This window comes from Desulfovibrio biadhensis (assembly GCF_055388615.1).
Genome location: NZ_AP042477.1, coordinates 965,621 through 989,568 on the forward strand (window position 1 = coordinate 965,621; position 23,948 = coordinate 989,568).

Here is a 23,948-nt window from a genome sequence, read left to right on the forward strand (position 1 = left end):
ACGTTGTGTAATGGTATTCGCAGCGAAAGGATCAGTGCGCTATGCGGTAGAGGGTAACGGCCAGCCAGTCCAGGCAAAGGGTGGGATTTGCTCCGTAATCCAGGGCCATGGCGCCCTGCGCAAGGGCTTCGTCAAGCCGGCGCAGGCGTACTGGGTCCAGGCAGTCGGCCATGAACGCCTCCAAAGGAGCGGGCGGGTCCTGCAACGCCCCCTGTTGCCGCAATGTGCCTTTGAGCACCGCCCGCTGACAGCCAAGAAAGACCTGCTGCGCCATATTCCTGTCCGCAGCACCACGTCCCTGTGTACGAGACATCCACCCTCTGCCGTCGCGAGCAGCGCCGGCCAGGGCTGTCAGCCATTCGGCAACACCCTCGTCTTCCTTGCGGGTCACGGGGTCACCCCATGACAGCGTTATGGTCCAGGAACGCGAGACAAGTGTGGGCAGAAGCCGCTCCCGCTGCGGTGCGGAAAGCACAAAACGCGTGCTGGGGCGCGGCTCCTCCAGGGACTTGAGCAGGGCGTTCGCCGCCTCTATGCCCAAGGCCTGGGCTTCATGAAAGATGGCCAGTCGGTATTGCGCTTCACGCGGCGGCTCACCCAGCACACGACGCAGCTCGCGTACTTCGTCGATCTTGATGCTGGCGGCAGAGCCGTCAAAAAAGAACATGTCCCTGTGGGCGCGCTGCAACATCTGCCCGCATACCGAACATTCAAGGCATGGGCCCTTAAGCGATGATTGATGGCAGTTGAGCACACAGGCCCAGAACTGGGCCACTGCAAGACGTGCGGACGGAGTGCCCCCTTCTATAAGCAGCACCTGCGGGGGGGCATTGAGCAGTCGGGAAAGAATGCTACGCACGCGTTCCTCGCCCGCAAGAAGACTCCTCGCCTCCTCCAGACTCAGTAAGCTGCGGCACTCGTCTGCCGCTTCTGCAGCCGCACGCTTCGCCACATTACACCCCGGCTAGTATTTTTGTTTTCTGGGGGAGACACTTTACTAAGAAAGCCTCTCCCCCGCAAAACTTCTGCGCCTTATCCGCGGGCGACGTTCTGCTCGCGGTCCGGGCCAACGGAGATCAACCCGACGGTGACGCCGGTGAGCGCTTCGATGCGTTCCACATACTTGCGGGCGGCTTCGGGCAGATCGTCCCAAGCGCGTACGGCGCTGATATCTTCTTTCCAGCCTGGCATGCTCTCGTAGACAGGGGTCACACTTGCCAGGGAGTTTTCTTCCTGAGGGGGAAACGAAACCTGCTGGCCTTCATATTCGTAGGCCACACAAATTTTCAGCTCATCCAGACCGCTGAGCACATCCAGCTTGGTGAGGGCGATCTCAGTAGGCTCATTGAGACGGGCCGCTTCACGCAACAGCACGGCGTCCAGCCAGCCACAACGACGCCTGCGCCCCGTGGTGGCGCCGAATTCAGCGCCCGTGCGCTGCATGTGCTCGCCATCCGCGTCAAAAAGCTCCGTGGGGAACGGCCCGGAACCGACACGGGTGGTGTAGGCCTTCACCACCGCCACAATCCTATGCAGGCTGCGCGGTCCGCAACCGCCGCCGGCAGATGCGTTGCCGCACACCGTGTTGGAGGAGGTCACAAACGGGTAGGTGCCGTGATCGATGTCCAGCAAGGTGCCTTGCGCGCCTTCAAAAAGCACCGTCTTGTCCTCAGACATGGCGTCCTGCAAAGCCTGCGACACGTCGCCCAGATAGCTGGCCACGCGGTCGGCGACTTCCATCACTTCCTGGAACACGGTTTCGGGGTCCAGCGGCGCCTCACCGTACAGTCCTTCCAGCAGGGCGTTTTTTTCCTTGAGCGCGTGTATGATCTTACTGCGCAACAGGCTGGGGTTGGCCAGATCGCCGGCGCGAATCCCCACGCGGGCCATCTTGTCCTCATAGCAGGGACCAATGCCACGGCCCGTGGTGCCGATTTTCTTCTCAGCGGCGATGCTTCCTTCACGGGCGCCGTCCAGTGCGCGATGGTAAGGCATGATGATGTGGGTTTTTTTACTGATAACCAGCCGGCCAGGGCCGACTTCAATGCCTTTTTCAGCCAGGCCGTCGATCTCACGGCAGAAGACAAAAGGATCGAGGACAACGCCGTTGCCGATGAGGCATTGTTTGTCCTTATGCAGCACGCCCGAGGGAATGAGGTGAAGGATGCATTTTTCGCCCCCTACCACCAAAGTATGACCGGCGTTGTTTCCACCTTGGAAACGCACGACGACGTCGGCCTTACTGGTAAGCAGGTCGACGACCTTTCCTTTGCCCTCGTCACCCCATTGGGCGCCCATGATAACGATGTTTGACATTCCTTTCTCCTTCTGCCAAATTAATCTTCCCGTCGTAGCCAGCAGCGCCCTCCAGCGCTGAAAGGGCATCGTGTCCTAAAATACGGGCACGTAAAAAGTCAAGACCTGCCGGGGCCTCGGTGCCTCCCCCCGGTTGTGCAGGGACTATTCGCCCCGCGGGAAAAGACCAGCTCCAGGCCATGCGCCACGGGGCTTTTCGGCCGCCCTGGCCGCCTGATCACATCCAGTTTCAAGTCCCTGCTTTTTTTCGGCACAAAACAAATCGAGTTTTTATGTATACATTTGTCAAACGCGACTTTCGCGAGTTTCTGGTGCTTGCGGCAATTGCAGCCATCTTCATTGGCGGCTGGCATTTGCAACGCACACACCGAAATATGATACCCGCAACCGTCGCCACTGACCAGCACGTCATAAGGGTCATTGCCCTTGGCCAAGAGCGGGTCAACAGCTCGCTGTCACCTTACGGCAAAGGGTTTGAGCACGATCTCGTGACCTATTTCGCCCGTACTTCGGGGTACAAAGTACAATGGCAAAAGGCCGAAAGCACGGCCAGCGCCCTGAAAGCCCTCAGGCAGGGCACGGCCGACCTGCTGGTCGGTTCCGGGCTTGTGGACGGAGACGTTACCGACATCACGGAAGGGCCTGTGTACGCATGGTCTCAGCCCGTTTTGATCCAAATGCATGAGACTGCGCCTGCAATCCCCCCCGTTGCGGAAAACATGCCCCCCCTGCCGGAACATGTGCTGGTGCAGACCGCCATTCCAGAAAAAGGCGAGTTGGCGGGCGTGCTGCCGGAAGTACAGCATGCGTCCCTGACCTTCGTACCCCAGCGCTTTGGACTGCCGGTTGTTCTGAACAGCCTGAATGCAGGCACGGCGCCCATGGCGGTGCTTTCAGACATCCGCTTCAAGCAGTGGCAGCCGTTCTATCCAAACCTTCGCCCCGCCGAGATATTACCGCAAGTAGTTCCCTGTCGCTGGCTGTGGCGCTCCGGCTCCGGAAGTATCGCCACAAAGCTGCAAGCCTTCTGGAAAAATCAGGCAACCCAAACCAGGCTGGCGGAGCTCAACGAGCGCTACTTCGGCTTTTTTCCCGAGAAAACACCCTACAACGAGCTTGGAGCGCTGTACGAGATTGTCGCGTCTGAGCTGCCCACATACGCCCCCCTCATTGCAGAACACGCCAACCGGGAGAATGTCGACCCGCTGTTGCTCTCGGCGCTGATCTACTAGGAGTCGCGCTTCAACCCCAGGGCCAAAAGCCGCACCGGCGCAAAGGGGCTGCTGCAGTTCACGTCAGCCGCGGCCCAGCACTTTGCCCTGGCCAACCGCTACGACCCGGCGGAAAGCATCCGCGCAGGCAGTGAATTCCTGTCCATGGTGTACGAGAAGCTCGAACCGTTGGGGCTGGATCCCTGGAACCGCTGGTTCTTCACACTGGCGGCATACAACCAGGGGCCGGGGCACCTGCGGGACGCAATCGACCTTGCCCGGCAATTGGGAATGTCAGGAAAAACCTGGCGCGACCTGAAAGAAGTGTACCCTCTGCTGGAAAAGAAGCGCTATGGCGACATGGTCAAACATGGCACCTGCCGCGGACGCGAAGCCGTGCGCTTTGTGGACAGTATCCGCTATTATTACTACATATTACACGGTATCGTCAGACTCTCGCGGCCGGAAGCGGAGCACCTTGGCCCGCTGCTTGACGCTTTCGCTGGAGGCTCCGTCGCCATCGGCGACGCTCCCCCGGCTCCCAGACCCTTCTCCTGAGGTGGATTCCTCACCATTGCGGGGAGACCGCGGGCGCTCCATCATCTCGCTGTCCACCAGCGGTTCCGGCACGCTGAGCTTGGGGCGTTCGCCTGAGGGGCGCGCAGACTGCGCCCAATTGTAGTTGAAAAGCTGATTTTTCCAGCGCAGCGCTTGAATCATGCCGAATACCAACGCAGCTTCTTCCCAGCGCTTGGTGGGCTCGAATTCCTGCACCTGCTGGGCGTATTTCTCCCACATGGCCATTAGTGAAGCTTCATCATAGGCGTTGAGCTGGCGCGCCAGCTTTTCGAGCACTTTTTCCATAAAATTGCGTCTCCTTAAAAATATCGCAGCCTTTTGCCCGGCAAGCCCCTGCCGGACATAACAGGGCGCTCTTGAAAAAAGAGCCAAAGCAGCCTAACCTTAAAAATTCGTCAATACGCGCTGAGCCACCATGCGCTGCCAGGAGGAAAGCATGAGCGATTTGAAAAAAATTTACAAGACCCTGCAGAAAGACCCCTTCCCCCAGGACATGCGCATCCTCCTGGGAGATCAGGAACTCCGTTTCGCCAAAAAAACGTGGACAATCGACGGTGAAGAACGCGGTCTACGCTATGGCGAGAACCCGGACCAGCCCGCCGCGCTCTACACACTGGTAGGGGGCGGTCTCGAACTCGATGGTATCAGCTTCCGCTCTCCGGAAAAAGGACTGGTCGCCGCCATCAGTGAAGAGCACATGCTCCAGGCCGGCAAGCACCCCGGCAAAATCAATCTCACGGACGTGGACAATGGCGCCAACATCCTGCAATACCTGAGCGCCAAGCCTGCATGCGTCATCCTGAAGCACAACAACCCCTGCGGCGCCGCATGGGACGAGTCCCTGGCCACTGCGCTGGACAAGGCTTTCATGAGCGACCGCATCGCAGCATTCGGCGGCACCGTTGTGGTCAACCGCCCCCTGGATACGGCAACGGCAAAACTGCTGACCAGAGCCTACTTTGAGGTTGTCGCCGCCCCTGATTACGAAGAAGGCAGCCTTGAGCTCCTTAAGCAAAAGAGCAAAAACCTGCGCATTTTGCGTATTCCGGGCCTGGGCAAGCTCGAAGAACTTGCCGGCGAACCTTTTCTTGAACTGAAATCGTTGATCGATGGCGGCATCGTAGCCCAGTTCTCCTTCCGCAACCGCATCCTGGCAGCCAGCGACTTCATACCCGCCACGGCGGAGAAGGACGGCGTCAGTGTAGCCGCCAGAGCGCCTTCCGCAGCTGAGGCGGAAGACCTGCTCTTTGCCTGGGCCGTGGAATCCGGCGTCACGTCCAATTCCGTCATTTTTGTCAAAGACGGCGCAACCACCGCCATCGGCACTGGTGAGCAGGACCGCGTTGGATGCGTGGAACTGGCCATCCACAAGGCCTACACCAAGTACGCCGACCGCATTGTGTTTGAAGAAAAGGGCATATCCCTCTACGAGGTGGAAGCAAAGGCCAAAGAGGGCGATGAAGCCATGCAGGCGCTGCTGGAAAAGGCTAAAAAGCAGACCGAGGCCGACAAGGCCGGCCTTGCCGGTTCGGTCCTGGTTTCCGATGGCTTCTTCCCCTTCCGTGACGGCGTAGACGTCGCCATGGAACAGGGCGTGACCGCCATTGCCCAGCCGGGTGGCTCCATCCGCGATACGGAAGTCATCCAGGCCGTAAACGAAGCCACGCCGCAGGTTGCCATGGTCTTCACAGGGCAACGCTCGTTCCGGCATTAGTTTTTTTATAGGGATTGCGGGGGGAGCCGATTGCAGCGTGCTCTCCCCTCCCCTTTCAAATTTTTCTGAATATTAACCTGTTTTCGGGAGCGACTTCACGGCATGACCATCAAGCACTCTTTTTCCGCCTGCCTGCATCCAGGGTGCGTGGTGGAATTCATGCACGGCGACAAGCCGCAACCCGCATGGGTTCTGGAAGAACAAAGCGGACGCCTCAGGCTGCTGACCATAACCCGACGCGAAGCCAAACTGCCTGTGGCCCGAATTATGGCCTGGACCGGCCCCCATTATGCTGGCGAACACACCCGCGAGCAGATACTGGAAGCGCTGGCAACGCACCAGAGCAAACGCGATGCACTGGCGGAGCAGATAAACCCCATGGATATCTGGGAGCTTGCCCAGGGCGAAGTGGAGCAGGCCAAGCTGGAATGGTTGGCCGAGCTTGTATGGGAAAAGGAAACCGCTGCCGACCCTGAACATCTGGCCGCCATGGGCCGCGCATTGCTTGGCTGCAAGACCCATTTCAAATACCAACCGCCTGACTTCATAGTTTTTTCCGAAGAAAAAGTGCAGGCCAAGTTGGAAGCGCAGCGTCAGACCGAGGAGCGCGAACGCCTGAGCGGTGCAGGTCGCGAATTTTTTGAGCGGTTATGGCAGACCCGCAACCAAGAGGGGGGGCCCGAACTCGTTGTCCTGGAAGACGAACTGGAGCACCAGTTGCGCGACCTGCTGCTGCAGCGCATAGCCGAACCGGACGACCAGGAAAGCGAGCAAATCTGGAAGCTCGTACGCAAAGGACTCCCTGAAGTACCCCACCTGGAATTACAGCTTGCCCAAGCCTGGGGCATTGTGCCTTCGCACCACAACTATCATTACGACCAGGCGGGCTACGCTCCGGGCGATGCCTGGAGCGCTGCGCACGAAAACGACATAGAGGCTTTGCGCCAACGCGTGATGTCCCTGCGCCAGGAGCCTGAGGCCACCCCCTTTGTCAGCGTGGACTCCGCCACCACCCGTGATATCGACGACGCTTTTTATCTCGAACAAGGTGAAGACGGCGGCTACAGCCTGCGTCTTGCCCTGGCCCGCCCCGCTTTGGGGTGGGAGACCGACTCCACGTTGGGGCAGGAGGTCGCTCGACGAGCCACCAGCATTTACCTGCCTGAAGGCGACAGCCACATGTTGCCTGAGACCCTGGGCACGGAACTGTACAGCCTGCTGGAGGGTGTGGCGCGACCTGCCTTGATTATGGATATCGCTCTGGACGCTGACGGCAAGCTGCTCTCCTGCGACATGCTGAACACCTGGGTGCAGGTGGCGTCCAACACGAGTTATGTTCTGGCAGAAGAAGCCATCACCGCCTGCCGCCAGGAGCAAGAAGGCTGCACACCACAGGGGCGCATGCTGGCCCTGGGTGCGGAGCTGGCTGAAAAACTGCGCGCCCGCCGCGTGCAGCAAGGGGCCGTGGTCATTGAACGCCAGGACCCAGACATAGTGCTCGAAGGAGAAGGGGACAACGTCCGCGTACTGTTGGAGCCAAAAGCGGAAACCCCCGCTTCGCAACTTTTGGTCAGCGAATTGATGATCTTGGCCAACAGCGCCGCCTCTGCATGGGCCAAAGAACGTGGGATAGCCCTTTTGCACCGGACCCAGGACATTGCAATTTCCAAGGAGGGAGCAGGGGTCTGGAGTGCGCCCGAAGATATTCACAAGGTTGTGCGCTCTCTTTCCAGCGCGATTTTGGAACCTGACCCCCGCCCCCATGCCAGTCTGGGCGTACCGGCCTACAGCCCTGTGTCGTCACCGCTCAGACGCTATCCTGACTTTTTGAATATGCTACAGTTGCAGCACTTTTTGGAAAACGGGGAGCCGCTCTATGATAAATCCCGTTTCGTAGACATGCTGCCGCTACTCAATGCGCGCCTGGAGGCCGCCAGCCGCATTCAGCGGTTCCGGCCGCGGTATTGGAAATTGTTGTACTTGCGCCAGCAACCCCGCGAAACATTGTATCCTGCTGTGGTTGTTGATGAAGGACCGCACTTTTTGATGCTTTCCATGCCCAGAGAGCAAATGTTCGTGCGCGGGCCGCGCTCTTTGTTTGGAGACAAGGTCTTTCCGGGGCAACGCTATATGATTCGCCTGGGAAAAATCGCCCCGCTCCATAATGAAGTGCATGTCATAGAGGCCGAAGAAGACGAAAGCGACGAGTCCCTGGAAGCTGCGATGATGGAGGGCGGGGAAAATTAGCACTGTGAGAGGGCACTCGCCTTTGTACTGGACTTTCCCCTGGAAGCTGGCTGGCAACTTGTCAACGCAACACCGATGGTGCAAGGAGTGCTTATGTACGCTGTGTTCGTAATTCTGGCCTATATCTTCGGGTCCATCCCCTTTGGTCTGCTGGCTGGGCGCTGGATAAGCGGCCAGGACCCGCGCGATTCGGGAAGCGGCAATCTAGGCGCGACCAACGTCGGCCGCACTTGCGGCTTTTCCGTCGGCGTGCTCACCCTGGCTTTGGACCTCATCAAGGGCTTGCTGCCTGTGGCTCTGGCAGTGGATGCGCACGCCCCCCATTATATTGTGAGCCTCACGGCCTTTGCCGCCGTGTTCGGCCACTGCTATCCGCTATTTCTCAAATTCAAGGGCGGCAAGGCCGTCGCCACCACCATCGGCGTGTTTTTGCCAATCGCCTGGACACAAATCATTCTGGCCGTACTGGTGCTGCTGGCCATGTTGTTCATCACAGGCTACATGTCTGTTGCTTCGCTCAGCCTGAGCCTTTCCCTGTTTCTTTTCATCCTTGTGAGCAAACCGGTATGGGCGCTGCTTGCCCTGGCCATCATGCTGCTCATCTTCTGGCGTCACAAGGAGAACATTCTCCGGCTGGCCAGGGGTGAGGAAAACCACTGGCGTAAAAAATAGCGAACATCCATGCTCCCCTATCCTGAATTCGATCCCATCGCTTTTTCCATCGGCCCCCTGCATGTACGCTGGTACGGCCTGATGTACCTTTTCGGCTTCATCACCGCCTGGTTGCTGGGGCGCTGGCGCGCCAAACGCTCTGCATTGCCGGGCGCGCCCAAACCAGTCTGGCGGACTGAAGAGGTGGACGACCTCATCACCTACTGCGTTGTCGGCCTGATTGTTGGCGCCCGCCTGGGGTACACCCTGTTTTACGATTTCGAGTATTTCGCCAGCAATCCTTTGCAGATATTCAAAATCTGGCAGGGAGGCATGTCCTTCCATGGCGGTTTGCTGGGGTTGGTGGGCTCCGCCTGGTTTTTCATGCGCAAACACGGCAAATCCGTTGCTGAAGTTGCTGATTTCGTAGCGCCGCTGGCGCCTCCGGGGCTTTTCTTCGGGCGGATGGGCAATTTCATAAATGGCGAATTATGGGGGCGCCCCACCGATTTGCCATGGGGAATGGTGTTTCCCGGTAACAGCGCAGGCAACATGCCGCGCCACCCGTCGCAATTGTACGAAGCCTTGCTGGAAGGCCTGATTCTGTTCATCGTGCTCTGGATATTTTCCGCCAAACCCAGGCCAAGACTGGCCGTGATCGGTCTTTTCCTCTTCCTTTACGGCGCATTCCGCTTCGTAGTGGAATTTGCCCGCCAGCCAGATCCGCAACTTGGCTTCATTGCTTTTGGCTGGCTCAGCATGGGGCAAATCCTTTCCCTGCCCATGGTCCTTGTCGGTGCTGCATTTTTAGTACGCGCCTACACAAGGGGCGACCAAAACCAAAACGTTGCGACGTGACCCGCCCTTTCATTCTGCTTTTTGAAACAGCGAGAGGGAGCGAACCCGGGGCATTTTTCCCTTTCTACCTGGCCAAGTCTCCCTTGGGGAGCTGCTGTACATACGCGTTCCAGCCAACGATACAGAGGGCAGGCTCTGCTACTGGGTAGAATAAAACAGTATTTTTCCCTTTACTGCTTTAGGTCATCTTGACAACACCCCTTGCCCATGCAATTGGGGTGTTTGTTCCGCACGGGAGTATAAGAACGCAGGAACACGTAGCGTAGGGTCTGAGAGCTTTTGGAGACGTTCAGGCCCCTGGTGTTTTCCAAACGACGCATGCCGCGGCATTGCGGCAGGAGGACGCATGCCCAAAGAGGAAGCCATTGAAGTAGACGGCGTAGTGCAGGAAGCTTTGCCCAACGCCATGTTCAAGGTTGATCTGGAGAACGGGCACAATGTGCTTGCGCACATTTCTGGCAAAATGCGCAAGTATTACATCCGCATTCTTCCGGGCGACAAGGTCAAGGTTGAGCTTTCACCCTACGATCTGACCCGTGGTCGCATTACCTACCGCATGAAATAGCGCTGCTTCCGCGATCGCTGCCACGATGTTTCCTCCTGGTCTGTTTTCTTAGGGTAGCGGAGGTGCGCCCTTTTTTGGAGCCTATTTATGCAGCAGGATAAAACAGCGCTGGTCAAAGCCATCATGGACGCCTTGTTCCGCAGCGCGGCCCATTACGGCTTATGGTATGCTGAATCGGTGCACCAAGTCGGTTTTGAAACCGCTCTGAACATGGAGCGTGACGCCAGCGCCCGTTTCCGCGACATTTTATTGCGCAGGCTATCCAAGACCTTGGGATTTACTCTCGAAGAAGGGCTGCCCCAACCGCTTTTGAACATGGAACAGGAGCAACTGGAGTCGCTGCTGCAAGCTGTTTCCATGAACTGGCTCGCCCTGGACGGTGTATGGTTCCAGGCCGCCGAAGCGCACGCCCCGGCAGGCATGCATGACGCCAAGCGTATAAATGATACCTGTTGGAACCGTTTTTCTCCCCTGGAAGCATCACATATTCGCGAAATACTGCAGTTTACCCCCCCTGCCTCTCCCCAGGAAGCCCTTTCTCAACTTGAAACAGCGCTGGCGCACCGGCTGTACGCGCGAATCAACGTGCAGGAAGTGGTGGAGCGCACACAGGATTCCTTTGTTTTCCGCATGAAAGAGTGCCGCGTTCAAGTTGCCCGCAAACGCAAGGGGCTCGAGGATTATCCCTGCAAGTCAGGCGGCTGCGTTGAATACGCCACTTTCGCGAGTGCTTTTTCACCCCTTATCCGTACCGATTGTATTGCTTGTCCGCCAGACCCCCACCCGGACGATTGGTATTGCGCCTGGCGCTTCTCTATCTGATGCAGCAAGAACTTTATCTGTTGCGCCTTTCTTACATGCACTGCCGGACGAAGGGCGATTCCCATTCTTTTTCATTAGGAACCTAGCGACGAGGAGAAACCATGCACATGGACGTCGCCTGCATTGCCTGCTTCATGCACCAGGGCTTGCGGGCATCCAGAAAAGTCACTTCTGATCCACACATACAACGCCGCGTAGTGCAGGCTTTTGCCCGCAGGTTGGGCGAACTGACCGACGAAGATTTTGCGGGACCGCCCCCTGCTTTGGCCAGGGAAATGTATGACATTGCCGCGGGCATAACAGGGTGCGAAGATCCTTATCTGGAAGAAAAGCGCGACGCCAACGCCAAGGTAGTCGCTTTGTTGCCCCTTCTGGAAAAAATGGTGGCTGATCATCCTGACCCGTTCCGGGCAGCCCTTGCCGTCAGTATCATCGGCAACTTCATCGACTCTGGCGTGGCAGAAGTCTTCGATTGGGAGCAGGCGCTCTCCTCCGAAAAGGGCTCGGAGCGCGATGCTGATCCCGCCCTCAGAGGCGCTGCCTTCGATGACTTTCTGGCGGCGTGCTCTCCCGGAGCGGAAGTTCTGATTCTGGGCGACAATGCAGGCGAAATCGGACTGGACACTTTGCTGGTGCGCCAGTTGACCGCCAGGGAGTGCAGGGTGACTTATGCAGTCCGTGGCCGCCCAATTCTGAATGACGCGACAGAGGAAGACGCCAGGCTTTTCGGCATGGATAGCCTCTGCCGGTTGATCACTTCCGGCTCTGATGCGCCAGGCACGGTTCTTTCCCGCTGCACACCAGAATTTCTGGATGAAATGCGCGCGGCCGATGTGATATTGAGCAAGGGGCAGGGCAATTTCGAAGCCCTGGAGGGTAATTGGCCCGGTATCTTCTTTGCTTTCAAGGCCAAATGTTCCGTGGTTTGCCGCAAACTTGACCTGCCATCGGGAAGCTCTGTCTTCATACAGCGTTAACCAGCCAGCAGGCCTTGCATGCCGCTGCCATCAAGCGTTCATGGGCTTGCAAAGTTGGCAGGAACAGTGCACAAACAAGGTACAAGGCGGAACACCGCCTGCATCGACACAACCTTTTAAACCGCATACGAGAGAGGATCATGGGAACGCGTATCAGCCTGTGCCTGTTGCCAGGCGACGGCATTGGCCCTGAAATCGTGCCCCAGGCCATGAAGGCCCTGGAGCGTGTCGCCGCAAAATTCGAACATGAATTTTTCTTTGCCGAGGCCCTCATTGGAGGACGCGCCATCGACGAAACCGGCGTCCCCCTGCCTGAGGAAACCATAGACAAATGTCGCGATGCCGACGCCGTACTGCTGGGCGCTGTCGGTGGCCCGAAATGGGACAAGATCGACCCTTCCATCCGCCCCGAAAAAGGACTGCTCGGCATCCGCAAGGCGCTTCGGCTGTTTGCCAACCTGCGCCCTGCGTTTTTGTTTCCGCAGTTGTCCCACGCCTGCTTCCTGCGGCCGGACATTGTGGAGCGCGGCATCGACATCATGGTGGTGCGCGAGCTGACGGGAGGCATCTACTTTGGTGAGCCCCGCGGCTTTGAAACCCGTGGTGACGAACGTTTCGCTCTGAACACCATGGTTTATTCCGAAAGCGAAATCCGGCGCATCGCCCGTGTGGCCTTTGAAGCCGCCCAAAAGCGCAAAGGCAAGCTGTGCTCCGTAGACAAGGCCAACGTGCTGGACGTTTCGCAACTGTGGCGCCAGGTGGTGGAAGAAACCGCCAAGCAATACCCGGATGTGGAACTTTCCCACATGTACGTGGACAACGCCGCCATGCAGCTTGTGCGTGACCCGTCTCAGTTCGACGTTATCGTGACGTCCAACCTCTTTGGGGACATCCTTTCTGATGAGGCCAGCGTCATCACGGGTTCCATCGGCATGCTGCCTTCGGCCTCCCTTGGCGACGACCGCCCCGGCCTGTATGAGCCGATTCATGGTTCCGCACCGGACATTGCAGGGCAGGACAAAGCCAACCCACTGGCGACCATCCTTTCCGTCGCCATGATGCTGCGCCACTCCTTTTCCATGAACGATGAAGCATCGACCATTGAAAAGGCAGTGAGCAAAGTGCTCGAAGAGGGGTATCGCACCGGGGATATACTGACTCCGGGCAAAACCCTGGTTGGTTGCCAGAAAATGGGCGACCTGGTTGCCGAGCGCATCTAACCAGCAGGCACCACAGGAGTAAGGATATGTTGCGTACTGCTTTGCTTGCCTTTGCCCTCGTGTTGGCCCTGGCATTGCCTGTGAGTCAGGCTGCTGCAGAAAAAGACGTTACTCAAGACGATGCCTTTGCCGCCCTTTGGACAGATTGGAAGTTTGCATTGCAGCACAGCAAGCAGGTCGCCCTGCAAGCAAATATGCTGTCCGGCCCTGGCAAAGAGTATGTTCTTGGCTGGGTGGACCTGGACAATCCAGACACCGGGCCGACCTTTAATCTGACAGTGACCTATGCGACAGCTGATGGCCCGGCCTACATAATGGCGACCTTCCCTGTAGAAGGGAACGGCCAAAACGCCCTTTGCGGCCAGGATGTATCTCTGGAGGCGTTCCCCGTGGACGCTGCGTTTGCCGAGAACTTTGGCCTGACGGCCCATGGCGCAGAAGGCGTTGCCATTGACGATGGCATGTGCGACCGCATTTTCGTTACCGCACGCCAAGGTGAGCAGGGCCCGGTCCTGGAAATATCCAGAAACTGACGGTAGCCGATAACCGACTATACAGCCCGGAAACGTCTTAGCGTTTCCGGGTTTTCTTTTTTCTAAGTCAGTTGGGGTGCTTCGCCCCTTCTTCCCGTAAGGACCTTGACAATCCCGAACGCATTGCATACTTCCCTTAAAGCGTATTTGGCTTTTTTGCCAAATAGAAAAATACACGCAAATTTTCATTGCAAAACAAGGAGGCCTTCCATGAAGCCCCTTACACCCATTGACGGGCAATGCGACTGCATGCAGACCCCGTCGCAGCAGAACAAAGCGGCTACACAAGGCAGCAGGCGTGTCTGGTGGCTGCGCACCATAGGCATTGGCATAGTGGCGCTTGGCCTCTGGTATCTGGTGTACAAAAGCCTGCTGCCCTTTTCCGAATGGTTAAGTTTTACTGCCATCGGCCTGTCGCCTGACAGCCATCTGGGGCAGGCGGTGCAGTTTTTTGTCTACGATACGCCCAAGGTCTTGATGTTGCTTGTATTGGTAGTTTTTGGTGTTGGCGTGCTCCGTTCTTTCGTCACAGTGGAGTGGACCCGCCGCATGCTGGCCGGCAAGCGTGAATCAATGGGCAATGTGCTGGCCGCATTATTGGGCGTGGTCACGCCATTTTGCTCCTGTTCCGCAGTCCCTCTTTTCATTGGATTCATGACGGCCGGCATCCCCCTTGGCGTGACCTTTTCTTTTCTCATCTCCGCCCCCATGGTGAATGAAATCGCCCTGGTCATGTTGTATGGCCTGCTGGGGTGGAAGGTGGCCGCGCTCTACTTTGCCACCGGTGTTGCCGTGGCCATTGTGGCCGGCTGGGTGCTGGGGCGCAAACGCCTTGGCTTGGAAAACCACGTGGAGGAATGGGTACGCACCATACGTGCGGGCGAAGCCGCCATCGAACCCGCCATGGACTGGAGCGCCCGTCTCCGTTTCGGTCTTGATGCAGTAAAAGACATCGTGGGCAAGGTCTGGCTGTACGTCGTCATCGGCATCGCAGTGGGCGCCGGCATCCATGGCTATGTGCCTGAAGGCTACCTGGCTGGCATAATGGGAGAAGGCGCATGGTGGAGCGTGCCCCTTTCCGTGATAATCGGCATCCCCATGTATACCAATGCGGCCGGCGTCATTCCAATTGTAGACGCGCTTCTCGCCAAAGGCGCAGCCCTTGGCACCGCGCTGGCCTTCATGATGAGCGTCATCGCGCTGTCTTTCCCTGAGATGGTCATTCTGCGCAAGGTGCTCAAACCACGATTGATAGCCGTATTCATAGCCGTTGTCGCAAGCGGCATCCTGCTGGTGGGGTATATGTTCAACGCCGTTATTTAGCGCATCAAACACTTGAGAGGAATAACACCATGAAAACGTTGCAAGTAATGGGTCCCGGCTGCAAAAAGTGCAACGAACTTGAGTCATTGGCTAAAGCAGCTCTGCAGGAATCCGGAACAGAGGGCGAAGTGGTCAAAATCACTGAGTTCAAGGATATCGCGGCCATGGGCGTGTTCAGCACCCCTGCCCTGGCGCTGGACGGCAAAGTTCTGGCTGTAGGGCGGGTGCCCTCAAAAAAAGAAATTCTGGAATGGCTGCAAGGCTGAGCCTTGGCTTACATACGATGGCGCTTTCTGCCTGTTGTGGGGAAGAAACCTCTTCCCCACTCCTGAACAGCCTGACAGTAGCAATGACCTGCTGTGTCAAAAAAAATTCCCTTCCCGGGAGCAAGCTCACCCCAACGCCAGTTCCATAAGCATGGGCTCGGCCTCAAGGCGGTCCAGCAGCTTGCTCTTTTCCTTGTGAGCAGCAATACTTAATCTTTCATGCGGGTTTCGTTAGTTAAACAAGGATACTAATTATGCCTATTCCAGATTTTCAATCGCTCATGCTCCCATTGCTTCAATATTTAGGCGATAATAAAGAACATTCCAATCAAGAAATTCTAGAAGCTATGGAGCAATATTTCAGGCTTACTGAACAAGAAAAAGCGGAATTGCTTCCTAGCGGAAAACAAAGAATATATGTGAATAGAGTGGCTTGGGCAAAATCACATTTAAAAAAAGCCGGCCTTATACAATCACCAGGCAGGGGGCTCTATGCCATTACTCCTAGAGGCATTGAGGAATTGGAAAACGCCCCTGATAAGCTCACTATCACATACCTACTTAGATACCCTGAATTCCAGGCTTTCAGGGAAGGTAAAGCCATCCCATCGACCTCACCAGAGACGAACAATGAAAATCAAACTCCAGAAGAGCTCATTGAACTCGGCCACGAAAAAATTGCGCAAGACCTGCGCCTCAGTTTATTGGAGCAAATAAAATCCTGCTCTCCACGGTTCTTTGAACAACTGGTTATAGATCTGCTTCTGGAGATGGGTTACGGCGGTTCACGTAAAGAAGCAGGTACTCTGACCCAGCAGGGTGCAGACGGAGGTATTGACGGTATAATAAATGAAGATAGGCTTGGGCTGGATGTGATTTATGTACAGGCCAAACGGTGGGAGTGCGTTGTGGGTAGGCCTGAAATCCAAAAATTTTCAGGCGCCTTATTAGGAAAGAGAGCCAAAAAGGGCATTTTCATTACCACCTCAGGCTTCACAAAAGATGCTGTGGAATATGCTCAATCAATTGACTCCCGTCTCGTCTTAATTGACGGTAAGAAGCTAACAGAATTGATGATCGAGTGTAATATCGGAGTTTCAATATCCCAAACCTACACGATAAAAAAGCTAGATTCGGATTATTTTATTGAATAATCCTCACCCCAACGCCAGTTCCATAAGCATGGGCTCGGCCTCAAGGCGGTCCAGCAGCTTGCGATGGCCGGCAGGAAAGGCATAGCGGGCCAGTTCGTGCCGCAGAGCCCAGCAGTTTTCCGTGGCGGCCAGAAGCGCTGCCTCCGGAGGCGCATCTCCTGAATACCCTTCCAGTCGCAAGGCAAAGCAGTGCAGCGCCACCCGATAGGTGGTATAGCCATGGCGCACCACCCCCAGTTTGCCCTGGATGCGCACAGCAAGTCCGGTTTCTTCCATATATTCCCGAACAATAGCCTGCTCGGGCGTTTCTCCAGGTTCAATGCGCCCCCCCGGTAATTCCCAAAGCCCAGGCCAGGCGCCCACTAAAAGCCGTTTCTGTATAAGCACACGACCGTTATGCGCAAGAAATCCTGTGGCGACCTCCAGCGGAATGATGGCTTTGGCCGCTGCCGGCACCGGGCGTTCATTCGCAATGCCCAGGTGATGGCTTTCGCACATGTCCGACAGCACGCACCCAGCACAACGGGGGCGCTTGCTACAGACCAAAGCACCGAACTCCATAAGCGCCTGATTGAAGTCGCGCGCCTTGCCAGAAGGCAAAAGCGCCCGCGCTGCCCGCTCGATATAAGCCCGGGTGGCTTTTTCCTTCACTGGTGCATCAAGATCAAAAATACGCGCAAATACGCGCTCAACGTTGGCGTCTATGACAGGTTCATCGCGGTTGAAGGCCAGACTGGCAATGGCCGCAGCCGTATACGGCCCCACACCGGGCAGGGCGCGCAGCCCGTCCACGGTATCAGGCAAGGGCGCGCCCTGCTCGTGCAGCATTTGGGCGGCCTTGTGCAGGTTGCGTGCGCGGGAGTAGTAGCCCAGGCCTTCCCAAAGTTTCAGCACTTCCTCTTCGGAAGCGGTTGCCAGCGCCGCCATATCCGGAAAGCGCAGCATCCAGCGTTTGAAATAATCCACCCCCCGCTCCATCTGGGTCTGCTGCAACATGATTTCCGAAATCCAAACCGCATAAGGGGCGTACGTTTCACGCCAGGGCAAGGGGCGCTTGTTCTTCTCGAACCAAGCAAGCAAGCGGCTTTGCAACTCCCCCGTATATTCCGGGGATGGCAACTTCATAAATGCATCTTCAGACATATGCTCCTCATTTGATACGCGCCCAGGCGCGACGCATGGCGCTGATGCAAAGTCGGCCGGGATGAAACGTCATAGGCTGCAAGCGCTGCGGCAGAATAAAGCCCGTTGCATTGAAATCCTGCGGGGCAAGCAGCGGAAAGGTCAGGTCTTTGGCATACGCCCCTGGCAGGCTTCGGCGGCGGACCTCGCTCCAAAGGGGCACGGCGGCGGGCTCCACCCCCAAAAGGGTGTACACGGCGGTATCCAGGGCTACGGAAGAAGCTGCAGCAGCCAACATCCCAAGAGTAAAGGGCTCACCACCAGAAGGCCCCTGCACATGCATGGCCGTCACGCCGTCCATCAGCGCCACTGTAGGGGGCAGTATCTCTGCCAATTCCACAATCAGACTTTCAAACCGAGGCCCTTTAGGGCCATCCACATCTCCGTGCATGGTATGCGCCACGGCCTTACGCGTGCCCGTTACGCAGCCGAACAGATTCTTCACCGCGCCTGTCACTCGCATCTGACAATGGGCTTTGAGCTTGGCGACGTTCACGATCATATCGGCCTCCAATGCCAGACGGGAGATGCCAACAGTATGACCGAAAGGCAACGAACGGCGCACGGGCCTGTTCAAGTCCATGACAGGCACGTCCAGATCGGTCAGGGCTTGCACCAGGCCGATACGACGGGCAACGGAAACGCCGGAGCCGAATCCAGGAGAATCGGCTACAAAAGGGAGCGCGCCCTGCTCCAATAGCCACAGGCACGCGGCGCGCACAATTGCGGGGTGGGTACATGGGAGTCCGTCGGACGTGGCCTTGAGCAGGTTGGGCTTGACCAGCACCCGGCTGCCCCGCCCGACTGTAATATCTGCCGCCTCCAGGCAGGAAAAAACCGCGTCGTGTACTGACGCGGCTTCATACCCCTGGCAAAGGGCCATGGCCACGGCAAGAGAAGAACCATTCACGCCGATGTTGCCCCGCCCGTTTCAGATGCGTCCAAGGGCTGCATGAAATCATCCAGATGTTTCATGAGCAGACGCGCATGCCCCAATTCCTGGTTTGCCAGGGATTCAAATACCTTTCGGGCCTCAGGATCATCCTGTTGCAGGGCGAGGTTCTCGTACAGGTCCAGGGCGCTCATTTCCAACTCCATCGCAAGTTCGGCAAGGTTGATACAGGATCCGCTTCTGGCGTCCTCTATCCATGGGTCCAGATCATCGAGGCTGCGCCCGCCTTCGAGGACGTCCCCCCGCAGCGAGTCAAAGAGGGTCTCGAAATCATCCAAAGGCGTGTCCTTCTGCCAGGCGCGCTTCAGGTGAGTATACACAACGCGGGCGTGCCCTTCTTCAAAGCTGGCCAGTTCGTGCATCAGCGAGCAGATTATCTTGCCTGTGGCTGCTTCCAGCACGCTCTGGTACAGGCGCATGGCGCCCTTTTCCTGCTCCATGGCGCGCAATAGCTTGTCCTGCAGGGAATCCGCTTCGGAAAAAAGGGCCACATTGGGGAAATCCGGCAGGGCCATCCCCTGCCAGCCGCCAAAACCGCCATCCAGAGAAAAAATGCGCCCCGTGAAGCGTCCGCTGTTTACGGCAAGTCGGGCAGCCATGGCCGAGCGCTTGCCGCCTGCGCAATAAAAGACAACGTCCTTGCCGTTTTCCGGCTCAAGCCTCTCCAGTTCCCCCTCCACGTCCCCCAGGGGAAGCAGTCTGGCGCCGGGAATATGCCCGCCCTTGTATTCCTCGGGCTGGCGCACATCCACCAGGGAGAATGCATCCAGCCCTTTGCTGGCCAGCATTTTCTCCAGGCCTTTGGCGTCGAGATTTTCATAGCCGTGGTTATCACTCATGGCAGTCTCCTCGTTTCTTGCAGCTTTCGGCGTCAGCGTACAACCGGCAATTCGTGCCAACTGGTGGTGAACCGCGCCGATTTGCGCAATTGGCGCATGGTCCAGGGGCGGCCCAGGCCGGCTGCGGCATATTGCAGCGTACTGCGCCCCCATTTTTGATTGACGCGGTCCAGGGTCTGCATCAAGGCCTGGCGGCGCCCCTGTTGCTGCGGGGGGTCCTCCAGCAAACTCAACTGGCGGCCGTTCCTGTTCTCAATGCCGGTAAGCATGATCCCGGCCTTCTTGTACACAAATCCCGGCTTGTAGATGCGCTCCAGGCACTGCTGCGCCAGGGCGATCCAGTCCGGAGTGTGGTCGCCCGGCACCTGCATTCTGGCGGTAAAGGATTCGGAATGCTGCGGCCCTTTTTTATGGGGGTTTGTCATAATGAAGACCGTAAGGTGCGAGGCCACCCCCTGCTGGTTTCTAAGCTTCTCGCAAGCGCGGGAAACGTAGGCGGACACTGCCTCGCGCATTTCCACCAGAGAACGCACAGGGCGCCCGAAGGACCGTGAACTGACGATTGCTTTTTTGGGTGGCGGCGCCTCTTCCAAAGGAATGCAAGAGCGCCCCCTGAGTTCCAAAACCGTGTGCAGTCCGCCCACGGTCATGCGTTGCCGTACGGCATGGTCCGGCATATCCCGCAACTGTCGGGCATTGTGCACGCCGAGGCCCGCCAGCATTTTGGCGTACCGACGTCCAACACCCCACACGTCACTGGTCGCGATATTTTCGAGCAAGGCATCCATGTAGGCGCTGTCTTCCATACGTTCGCACAGGTCCAGCACGCCGCAAGATTCCGGAGACTTTTTGGCCAGACGGTTGGCGATCTTCGCCAATGTCTTTGTTGGGGCGATGCCTATGGAAATCGGCACCCCGGTCCACTGCTTCACAATGCCGCGCATTTCGCGGGCGTAGGCATCCAAAGACATCGCCAGCGGCTGCATACCCGAAAGTTCGAGAAACGCTTCGTCAATGGAATATATCTCGATTTCCGGCGTGTAGCGCGACAGGGTGCGCATGACGCGGGCCGACATGTCGCCGTAAAGCGCGTAGTTGGAGGAGTAGACAGCCACACCTTGTTTCTTGAACCAGGCCTCGCGTTTGAAGGCAGGTTCGCCCATGGCGATGCCCAGGGCCTTGGCCTCATTGGAGCGTGCAATAACGCACCCGTCATTGTTGGAGAGCACGACAACGGGGTTGCCCTGCAATACCGGATTAAAGACCCGCTCGCAGGAAACGTAAAAATTGTTGCAATCGGCCAGGGCAAAAACGCTCACAAAATCTCCTTGCGGCAAAAGCCGGCAGGTTCCAGAATTCTATCCAAGGGGCAAATGGGTAACATTTTGTCGTTCGCAGGAAAAAGAACGGCCACAGCGCGGGCAAAACCTCGGTGGGATGCCACAAAAGAAGCGAGATGTTCGCAACATACCGCTTTACACAACATATCCCATGGAGGGCATGCCCGCAAGACGGCTTGCAACCTCGCCATATCCAACGTCTTTGACCATGCCGTGCCAAAAATACGATCCCATCGCGGCGCACGACACATAACTAACCAATATTATTAATTATTTTTTATAAAAATGGATGCAACGTTGCAGTGCCCTGCCAGGAGCCGCGAAGCCGCTTCATCTGCGCCCCGCGGCTTCCTTTTTGACTGCCCCTGTTGTATACTCTGAAAAGAATGTCTTTTTTCAGAATCTGATTCCAACGTCACGGGAGGCTCGGGATGCGATTGACCACTCTTCGACGCGCGCTTCTGCTCACGACCTGTTTGCTTCTGGTCGGCGCTTACAGCGCATTCGGATTGGGCGGCTACAAGGACCTGCTCTGGATTGACCTGCCCGGCTATGTGATCCATGCCAGGGCCGATGGCGAAACGACCATGACACCTTTCGTAGCCTACCGCGAGGTACGTTATGAAAAAAACACCCGCAAACCTGGCTATCTGATGTGGTCGCAAGATGGTATTGCCAAGCAAACCCCCGTACGCGACATCAGCACCATCAAGCTGCAGCTCAATTATGAACAATTGAGCAAGGTACCGGGGAAAATGGCTTTGAACGACATCGTCGTTATCATGAAAGACGGGCAAAGCCTGAAAGGCCAGGTCGAGCAATCCATTGGCGACGCCCTTGCCAACGACAGCTGGATTCAGGTGAAATACCTCGACCCTGCTACCGACACCATGCAGTTTGGCGGCATCAATGGTCTTGCCATCCGGGAAGTCCATTTCGAATAAGGCTTTTTTGCATACAGACACTACGAGGGGGAAACCATTTGGACGATGGCTTCTCCCTCGCCTTTTTCTGTACAGCAGACCGTTATCATACTGAAAAAACGCAGACAAAGGAGCAGGACATGTCCGAGCCCATGAGCGACAAGGAAATCAAGGAACTGGTGCACAAGCACGTGCATGAACTGGCTGAACTTGGCTTCATCAAGGACAAACAATTTGCCAAACGCAGCTTTGTGCGCGCCTTTCACGCTGTGCTGCGCAACGAGCGCTACGACATCTTCATGGATGATCTGCTGAACTACGTGGAAAGCAAGGACGAAGAAAAGTACGTATATTAAAGGGCGTATCCGCCATTGCCATATTCGCCTGCAATCCGGCGTTGCCCCACTGCCGTATGCTGCTCTGTCTGGCGGTCCTGGCGCTTGCGCCTAGTCTGAATCTATTTCCACGCCGTGCTTTTTGAGGATAGATTCAAGCTTTGCAATCTTGTCTTCAAGCTCACGGACCCTATCCGGATCGCCATTCAGGGTGTTTTCCGCCCTTCCTTCATAGCCTCCGTTTTCTTCTTCCTGCCACATAAGCTCAATGGCCTTGGCAACGATAAGATGCTGATTCCACCCAAGCTTCTGGCTCAAGGCAGACAGTTTCTCCAGAATTGTTCCTTCCAGTTTTATGGGCAGGATATCATCGGCCATACTATCTCCTGATGCTGCAGTGCCTTCCCAGAAAGATTGACGCAACGCCGAAGTAGTACATTCCGGTATGCGGCATACTTTTACCTATCCGAGATTCAACTCTTAAACGTCTGTTATTTTGGTACTCATACTGCGCCAACGTCTTTTACAATATTATTTTCTCTAGAATCCAGAAGAACAGCGCCCCTGTCACGCCCGCTACGGGGACTGTTATCACCCACATCAGCACTATCTTTCCAAGCACGAGGTAATTCACATTTTTCTTTCCCTGCACTATGCCAACGCCTGTTACCGCACCGACGGCGACCGTAGTGGAGGATACCGGCAATCCCAGATGTGAGCAGGCCAGGACGGTTGTCGCTATGGAGAAATCCACGGAAAAACCGCGCGTATTGTTCAGCTTGGTGATCTTCTCACCAACGGTCAGGATGACCCGCTTTCCCAATGCGGCTATGCCTACTGCAATGCCAACGCCCCCTAATACTAATAGAAACGTGGGAACTGGGGCCGAGGCAGGCAGATGGTGATGCTTGGCAATCAGATAGATGGCGATTACCGGGCCAAACGCGTTGGCCACATCATTCGCGCCATGGGCAAGGGAAACATACGCAGAAGTAAACACCTGCAAACGTTTAAAAATACCTTCCACAGCATGGTTACAGCTTTCCAGAGTTTCCAGATATTCCTTGATAAGCCCTTTGCCCATTTCCCAAAGGTAGAGCATGGCGAAAAGAATTGTCAGGACGATGTATATCCAGTTATTGGCGAAATACTTGCTGGCTGTCGTCTCAAAGACCACAAAGGTGGCGATTATGCCCGCAACAAGTCCCATCCAGACAGGACACCACCTGAGAATGGCTTTTTTGTCCGCCGTTTTTTGAATCAGTGTGGACCAGATGAGTTTATAAACGACCAGAGCGACGATGCCGCCAAGAATTGGGCTCAAAATCCAAGATAGGAAAATGTTGATCAATGTGGACCATTGCACGGCGTCTGCGCCACCGATAACAAGCCCGATGCCCATGAGACCGCCAATGATAGCGTGGGTGCTTGAAACCGGAAAGCCAGTCAGCGTGGAGAGCAGCACCCAGCATCCTGAAGTAAGCAGTGTGGAGAACATGGCAATGGTCAGAATTTTGGGATCAGCCGCAACTCCATTGCCAAGAATGCCCGTGCTGATGGTGGAGACGACATGCTCGCCCAAAAAGACTGCGCCAATAAAGTTCATTGCTCCTGCGATACAGATGGCCTGGGCGACGGTGATGGCCTTTGCCCCCACTGCAGAAGCCATGGAGTTTGCCGCATCGTTTGCGCCCAAAGAGAAGGCCATGAGAAAACCGCCCACAATGGAGAGATAGAAGAAGACATCAAAGAAACCCATAACATTATCCTGGCTGTAGATTTGTGGGTTCTTTTCTCTAGCAGCCTTGGTGTTACGAGCCTGAGGCGTACGCGTAAGGATTACTTGTCAGGTTTAGTGCGCCCTCCACGTTGCGATCCATATAAAATGAAAAACCCCCGCCCTGGCCTGAGCCGGAGCGGGGGTGTGTTTTTATGGCGTGC

24 protein-coding genes and 1 pseudogene are annotated in these 23,948 nt (G+C 56.5%); 16 read left to right on the forward strand and 9 right to left on the reverse strand.

The annotated features are described in order from the left end of the window. Positions 1-31 precede the first annotated feature (31 nt). Positions 32-952 (reverse strand): DNA polymerase III subunit delta', encoded by a 921-nt coding sequence (locus tag ACZ5EH_RS04300; protein ID WP_464276904.1) that lies wholly within the window; start codon positions 950-952, stop codon positions 32-34. 80 nt (positions 953-1,032) lie between these two features. After that, a complete protein-coding gene (locus ACZ5EH_RS04305; RefSeq protein WP_464276905.1) occupies positions 1,033-2,316 on the reverse strand; it encodes an adenylosuccinate synthase in 1,284 nt (427 codons plus the stop codon). Positions 2,317-2,588: 272 nt separating this feature from the next. Here ACZ5EH_RS04305 and ACZ5EH_RS04310 point away from each other — a divergent pair, with 272 nt between their 5' ends. Further along, positions 2,589-3,548, forward strand: coding sequence for a transglycosylase SLT domain-containing protein (locus ACZ5EH_RS04310; protein ID WP_464276906.1), 960 nt, complete (start codon positions 2,589-2,591; stop codon positions 3,546-3,548). Between the two features lie 12 nt (positions 3,549-3,560). Beyond that, positions 3,561-3,797, forward strand: a pseudogene (locus tag ACZ5EH_RS04315) (transglycosylase SLT domain-containing protein); the annotation flags it as partial. Positions 3,798-3,962: 165 nt separating this feature from the next. Here ACZ5EH_RS04315 and ACZ5EH_RS04320 read toward each other — a convergent pair. After that, entirely contained in the window at positions 3,963-4,391 is a 429-nt protein-coding gene (locus ACZ5EH_RS04320) for a hypothetical protein (protein WP_464276907.1), read from the reverse strand. A gap of 151 nt (positions 4,392-4,542) precedes the next feature. Here ACZ5EH_RS04320 and ACZ5EH_RS04325 point away from each other — a divergent pair, with 151 nt between their 5' ends. The 12 genes from ACZ5EH_RS04325 (at position 4,543) to ACZ5EH_RS04380 (ending at position 16,436) form a co-directional block, all read left to right on the forward strand. Beyond that, positions 4,543-5,820, forward strand: a complete 1,278-nt coding sequence (locus tag ACZ5EH_RS04325; RefSeq protein WP_464276908.1) for an IMP cyclohydrolase — start codon at positions 4,543-4,545, stop codon at positions 5,818-5,820. A 102-nt stretch (positions 5,821-5,922) separates the two neighbouring features. After that, positions 5,923-8,067 (forward strand): ribonuclease catalytic domain-containing protein, encoded by a 2,145-nt coding sequence (locus ACZ5EH_RS04330; RefSeq protein ID WP_464276909.1) that lies wholly within the window; start codon positions 5,923-5,925, stop codon positions 8,065-8,067. A 93-nt stretch (positions 8,068-8,160) separates the two neighbouring features. Continuing rightward, positions 8,161-8,739: a glycerol-3-phosphate 1-O-acyltransferase PlsY gene (gene plsY, locus ACZ5EH_RS04335; RefSeq protein ID WP_464276910.1), complete on the forward strand. Its 579-nt coding sequence runs from the start codon at positions 8,161-8,163 to the stop codon at positions 8,737-8,739. Between the two features lie 9 nt (positions 8,740-8,748). Continuing rightward, positions 8,749-9,576: a prolipoprotein diacylglyceryl transferase gene (gene lgt / locus ACZ5EH_RS04340; RefSeq protein WP_464276911.1), complete on the forward strand. Its 828-nt coding sequence runs from the start codon at positions 8,749-8,751 to the stop codon at positions 9,574-9,576. A gap of 346 nt (positions 9,577-9,922) precedes the next feature. Further along, positions 9,923-10,141: a translation initiation factor IF-1 gene (infA, locus tag ACZ5EH_RS04345; protein ID WP_464276912.1), complete on the forward strand. Its 219-nt coding sequence runs from the start codon at positions 9,923-9,925 to the stop codon at positions 10,139-10,141. Positions 10,142-10,228: 87 nt separating this feature from the next. Next, positions 10,229-10,963 (forward strand): DUF6125 family protein, encoded by a 735-nt coding sequence (locus ACZ5EH_RS04350; protein ID WP_464276913.1) that lies wholly within the window; start codon positions 10,229-10,231, stop codon positions 10,961-10,963. 101 nt (positions 10,964-11,064) lie between these two features. Beyond that, positions 11,065-11,940, forward strand: a complete 876-nt coding sequence (locus ACZ5EH_RS04355) for a damage-control phosphatase ARMT1 family protein (protein WP_464276914.1) — start codon at positions 11,065-11,067, stop codon at positions 11,938-11,940. Between the two features lie 140 nt (positions 11,941-12,080). Continuing rightward, entirely contained in the window at positions 12,081-13,160 is a 1,080-nt protein-coding gene (gene leuB, locus ACZ5EH_RS04360) for a 3-isopropylmalate dehydrogenase (RefSeq protein ID WP_464276915.1), read from the forward strand. A gap of 26 nt (positions 13,161-13,186) precedes the next feature. Further along, on the forward strand, positions 13,187-13,693 hold the full coding sequence (locus ACZ5EH_RS04365) for a hypothetical protein (protein ID WP_464276916.1): 507 nt from the start codon (positions 13,187-13,189) through the stop codon (positions 13,691-13,693). A gap of 210 nt (positions 13,694-13,903) precedes the next feature. After that, positions 13,904-15,016, forward strand: coding sequence for a permease (locus ACZ5EH_RS04370; protein WP_464276917.1), 1,113 nt, complete (start codon positions 13,904-13,906; stop codon positions 15,014-15,016). A gap of 29 nt (positions 15,017-15,045) precedes the next feature. Beyond that, positions 15,046-15,282 (forward strand): thioredoxin family protein, encoded by a 237-nt coding sequence (locus tag ACZ5EH_RS04375; RefSeq protein ID WP_464276918.1) that lies wholly within the window; start codon positions 15,046-15,048, stop codon positions 15,280-15,282. 254 nt (positions 15,283-15,536) lie between these two features. After that, positions 15,537-16,436, forward strand: coding sequence for a restriction endonuclease (locus tag ACZ5EH_RS04380; RefSeq protein ID WP_464276919.1), 900 nt, complete (start codon positions 15,537-15,539; stop codon positions 16,434-16,436). 3 nt (positions 16,437-16,439) lie between these two features. On the opposite strand, the gene mutY is transcribed toward ACZ5EH_RS04380, so the two are convergent. Genes mutY through ACZ5EH_RS04400 form a run of 4 tightly spaced genes read right to left on the reverse strand, consistent with a single transcriptional unit; the run spans position 16,440 to position 20,728 of the window. After that, positions 16,440-17,579: an A/G-specific adenine glycosylase gene (gene mutY, locus ACZ5EH_RS04385; RefSeq protein WP_464276920.1), complete on the reverse strand. Its 1,140-nt coding sequence runs from the start codon at positions 17,577-17,579 to the stop codon at positions 16,440-16,442. Positions 17,580-17,586: 7 nt separating this feature from the next. Continuing rightward, positions 17,587-18,528: a DUF362 domain-containing protein gene (locus ACZ5EH_RS04390; protein ID WP_464276921.1), complete on the reverse strand. Its 942-nt coding sequence runs from the start codon at positions 18,526-18,528 to the stop codon at positions 17,587-17,589. Continuing rightward, on the reverse strand, positions 18,525-19,409 hold the full coding sequence (locus ACZ5EH_RS04395; protein WP_464276922.1) for a rhodanese-like domain-containing protein: 885 nt from the start codon (positions 19,407-19,409) through the stop codon (positions 18,525-18,527). Before ACZ5EH_RS04395 ends, ACZ5EH_RS04390 begins: the two co-directional genes overlap by 4 nt. A 32-nt stretch (positions 19,410-19,441) precedes the next feature. Continuing rightward, positions 19,442-20,728 carry a Y-family DNA polymerase gene (locus tag ACZ5EH_RS04400; RefSeq protein ID WP_464276923.1) on the reverse strand — a complete coding sequence of 429 codons (1,287 nt, stop codon included), beginning with the start codon at positions 20,726-20,728 and terminating at the stop codon, positions 19,442-19,444. A 452-nt stretch (positions 20,729-21,180) separates the two neighbouring features. Here ACZ5EH_RS04400 and ACZ5EH_RS04405 point away from each other — a divergent pair, with 452 nt between their 5' ends. Together ACZ5EH_RS04405 and ACZ5EH_RS04410 are read left to right on the forward strand one after the other, a co-directional pair. Continuing rightward, the gene (locus tag ACZ5EH_RS04405) at positions 21,181-21,693 is read left to right on the forward strand and encodes a hypothetical protein (RefSeq protein ID WP_464276924.1); all 513 of its coding nucleotides are present in this window, start codon (positions 21,181-21,183) and stop codon (positions 21,691-21,693) included. A gap of 119 nt (positions 21,694-21,812) precedes the next feature. Then, complete coding sequence (locus ACZ5EH_RS04410) at positions 21,813-22,028, forward strand: hypothetical protein (RefSeq protein WP_464276925.1); 216 nt, start codon at positions 21,813-21,815, stop codon at positions 22,026-22,028. A gap of 90 nt (positions 22,029-22,118) precedes the next feature. On the opposite strand, the gene ACZ5EH_RS04415 is transcribed toward ACZ5EH_RS04410, so the two are convergent. After that, positions 22,119-22,385, reverse strand: a complete 267-nt coding sequence (locus ACZ5EH_RS04415) for a hypothetical protein (RefSeq protein WP_464276926.1) — start codon at positions 22,383-22,385, stop codon at positions 22,119-22,121. Positions 22,386-22,530: 145 nt separating this feature from the next. Beyond that, positions 22,531-23,766 (reverse strand): inorganic phosphate transporter, encoded by a 1,236-nt coding sequence (locus ACZ5EH_RS04420; RefSeq protein WP_464276927.1) that lies wholly within the window; start codon positions 23,764-23,766, stop codon positions 22,531-22,533. Positions 23,767-23,948: the final 182 nt, after the last annotated feature.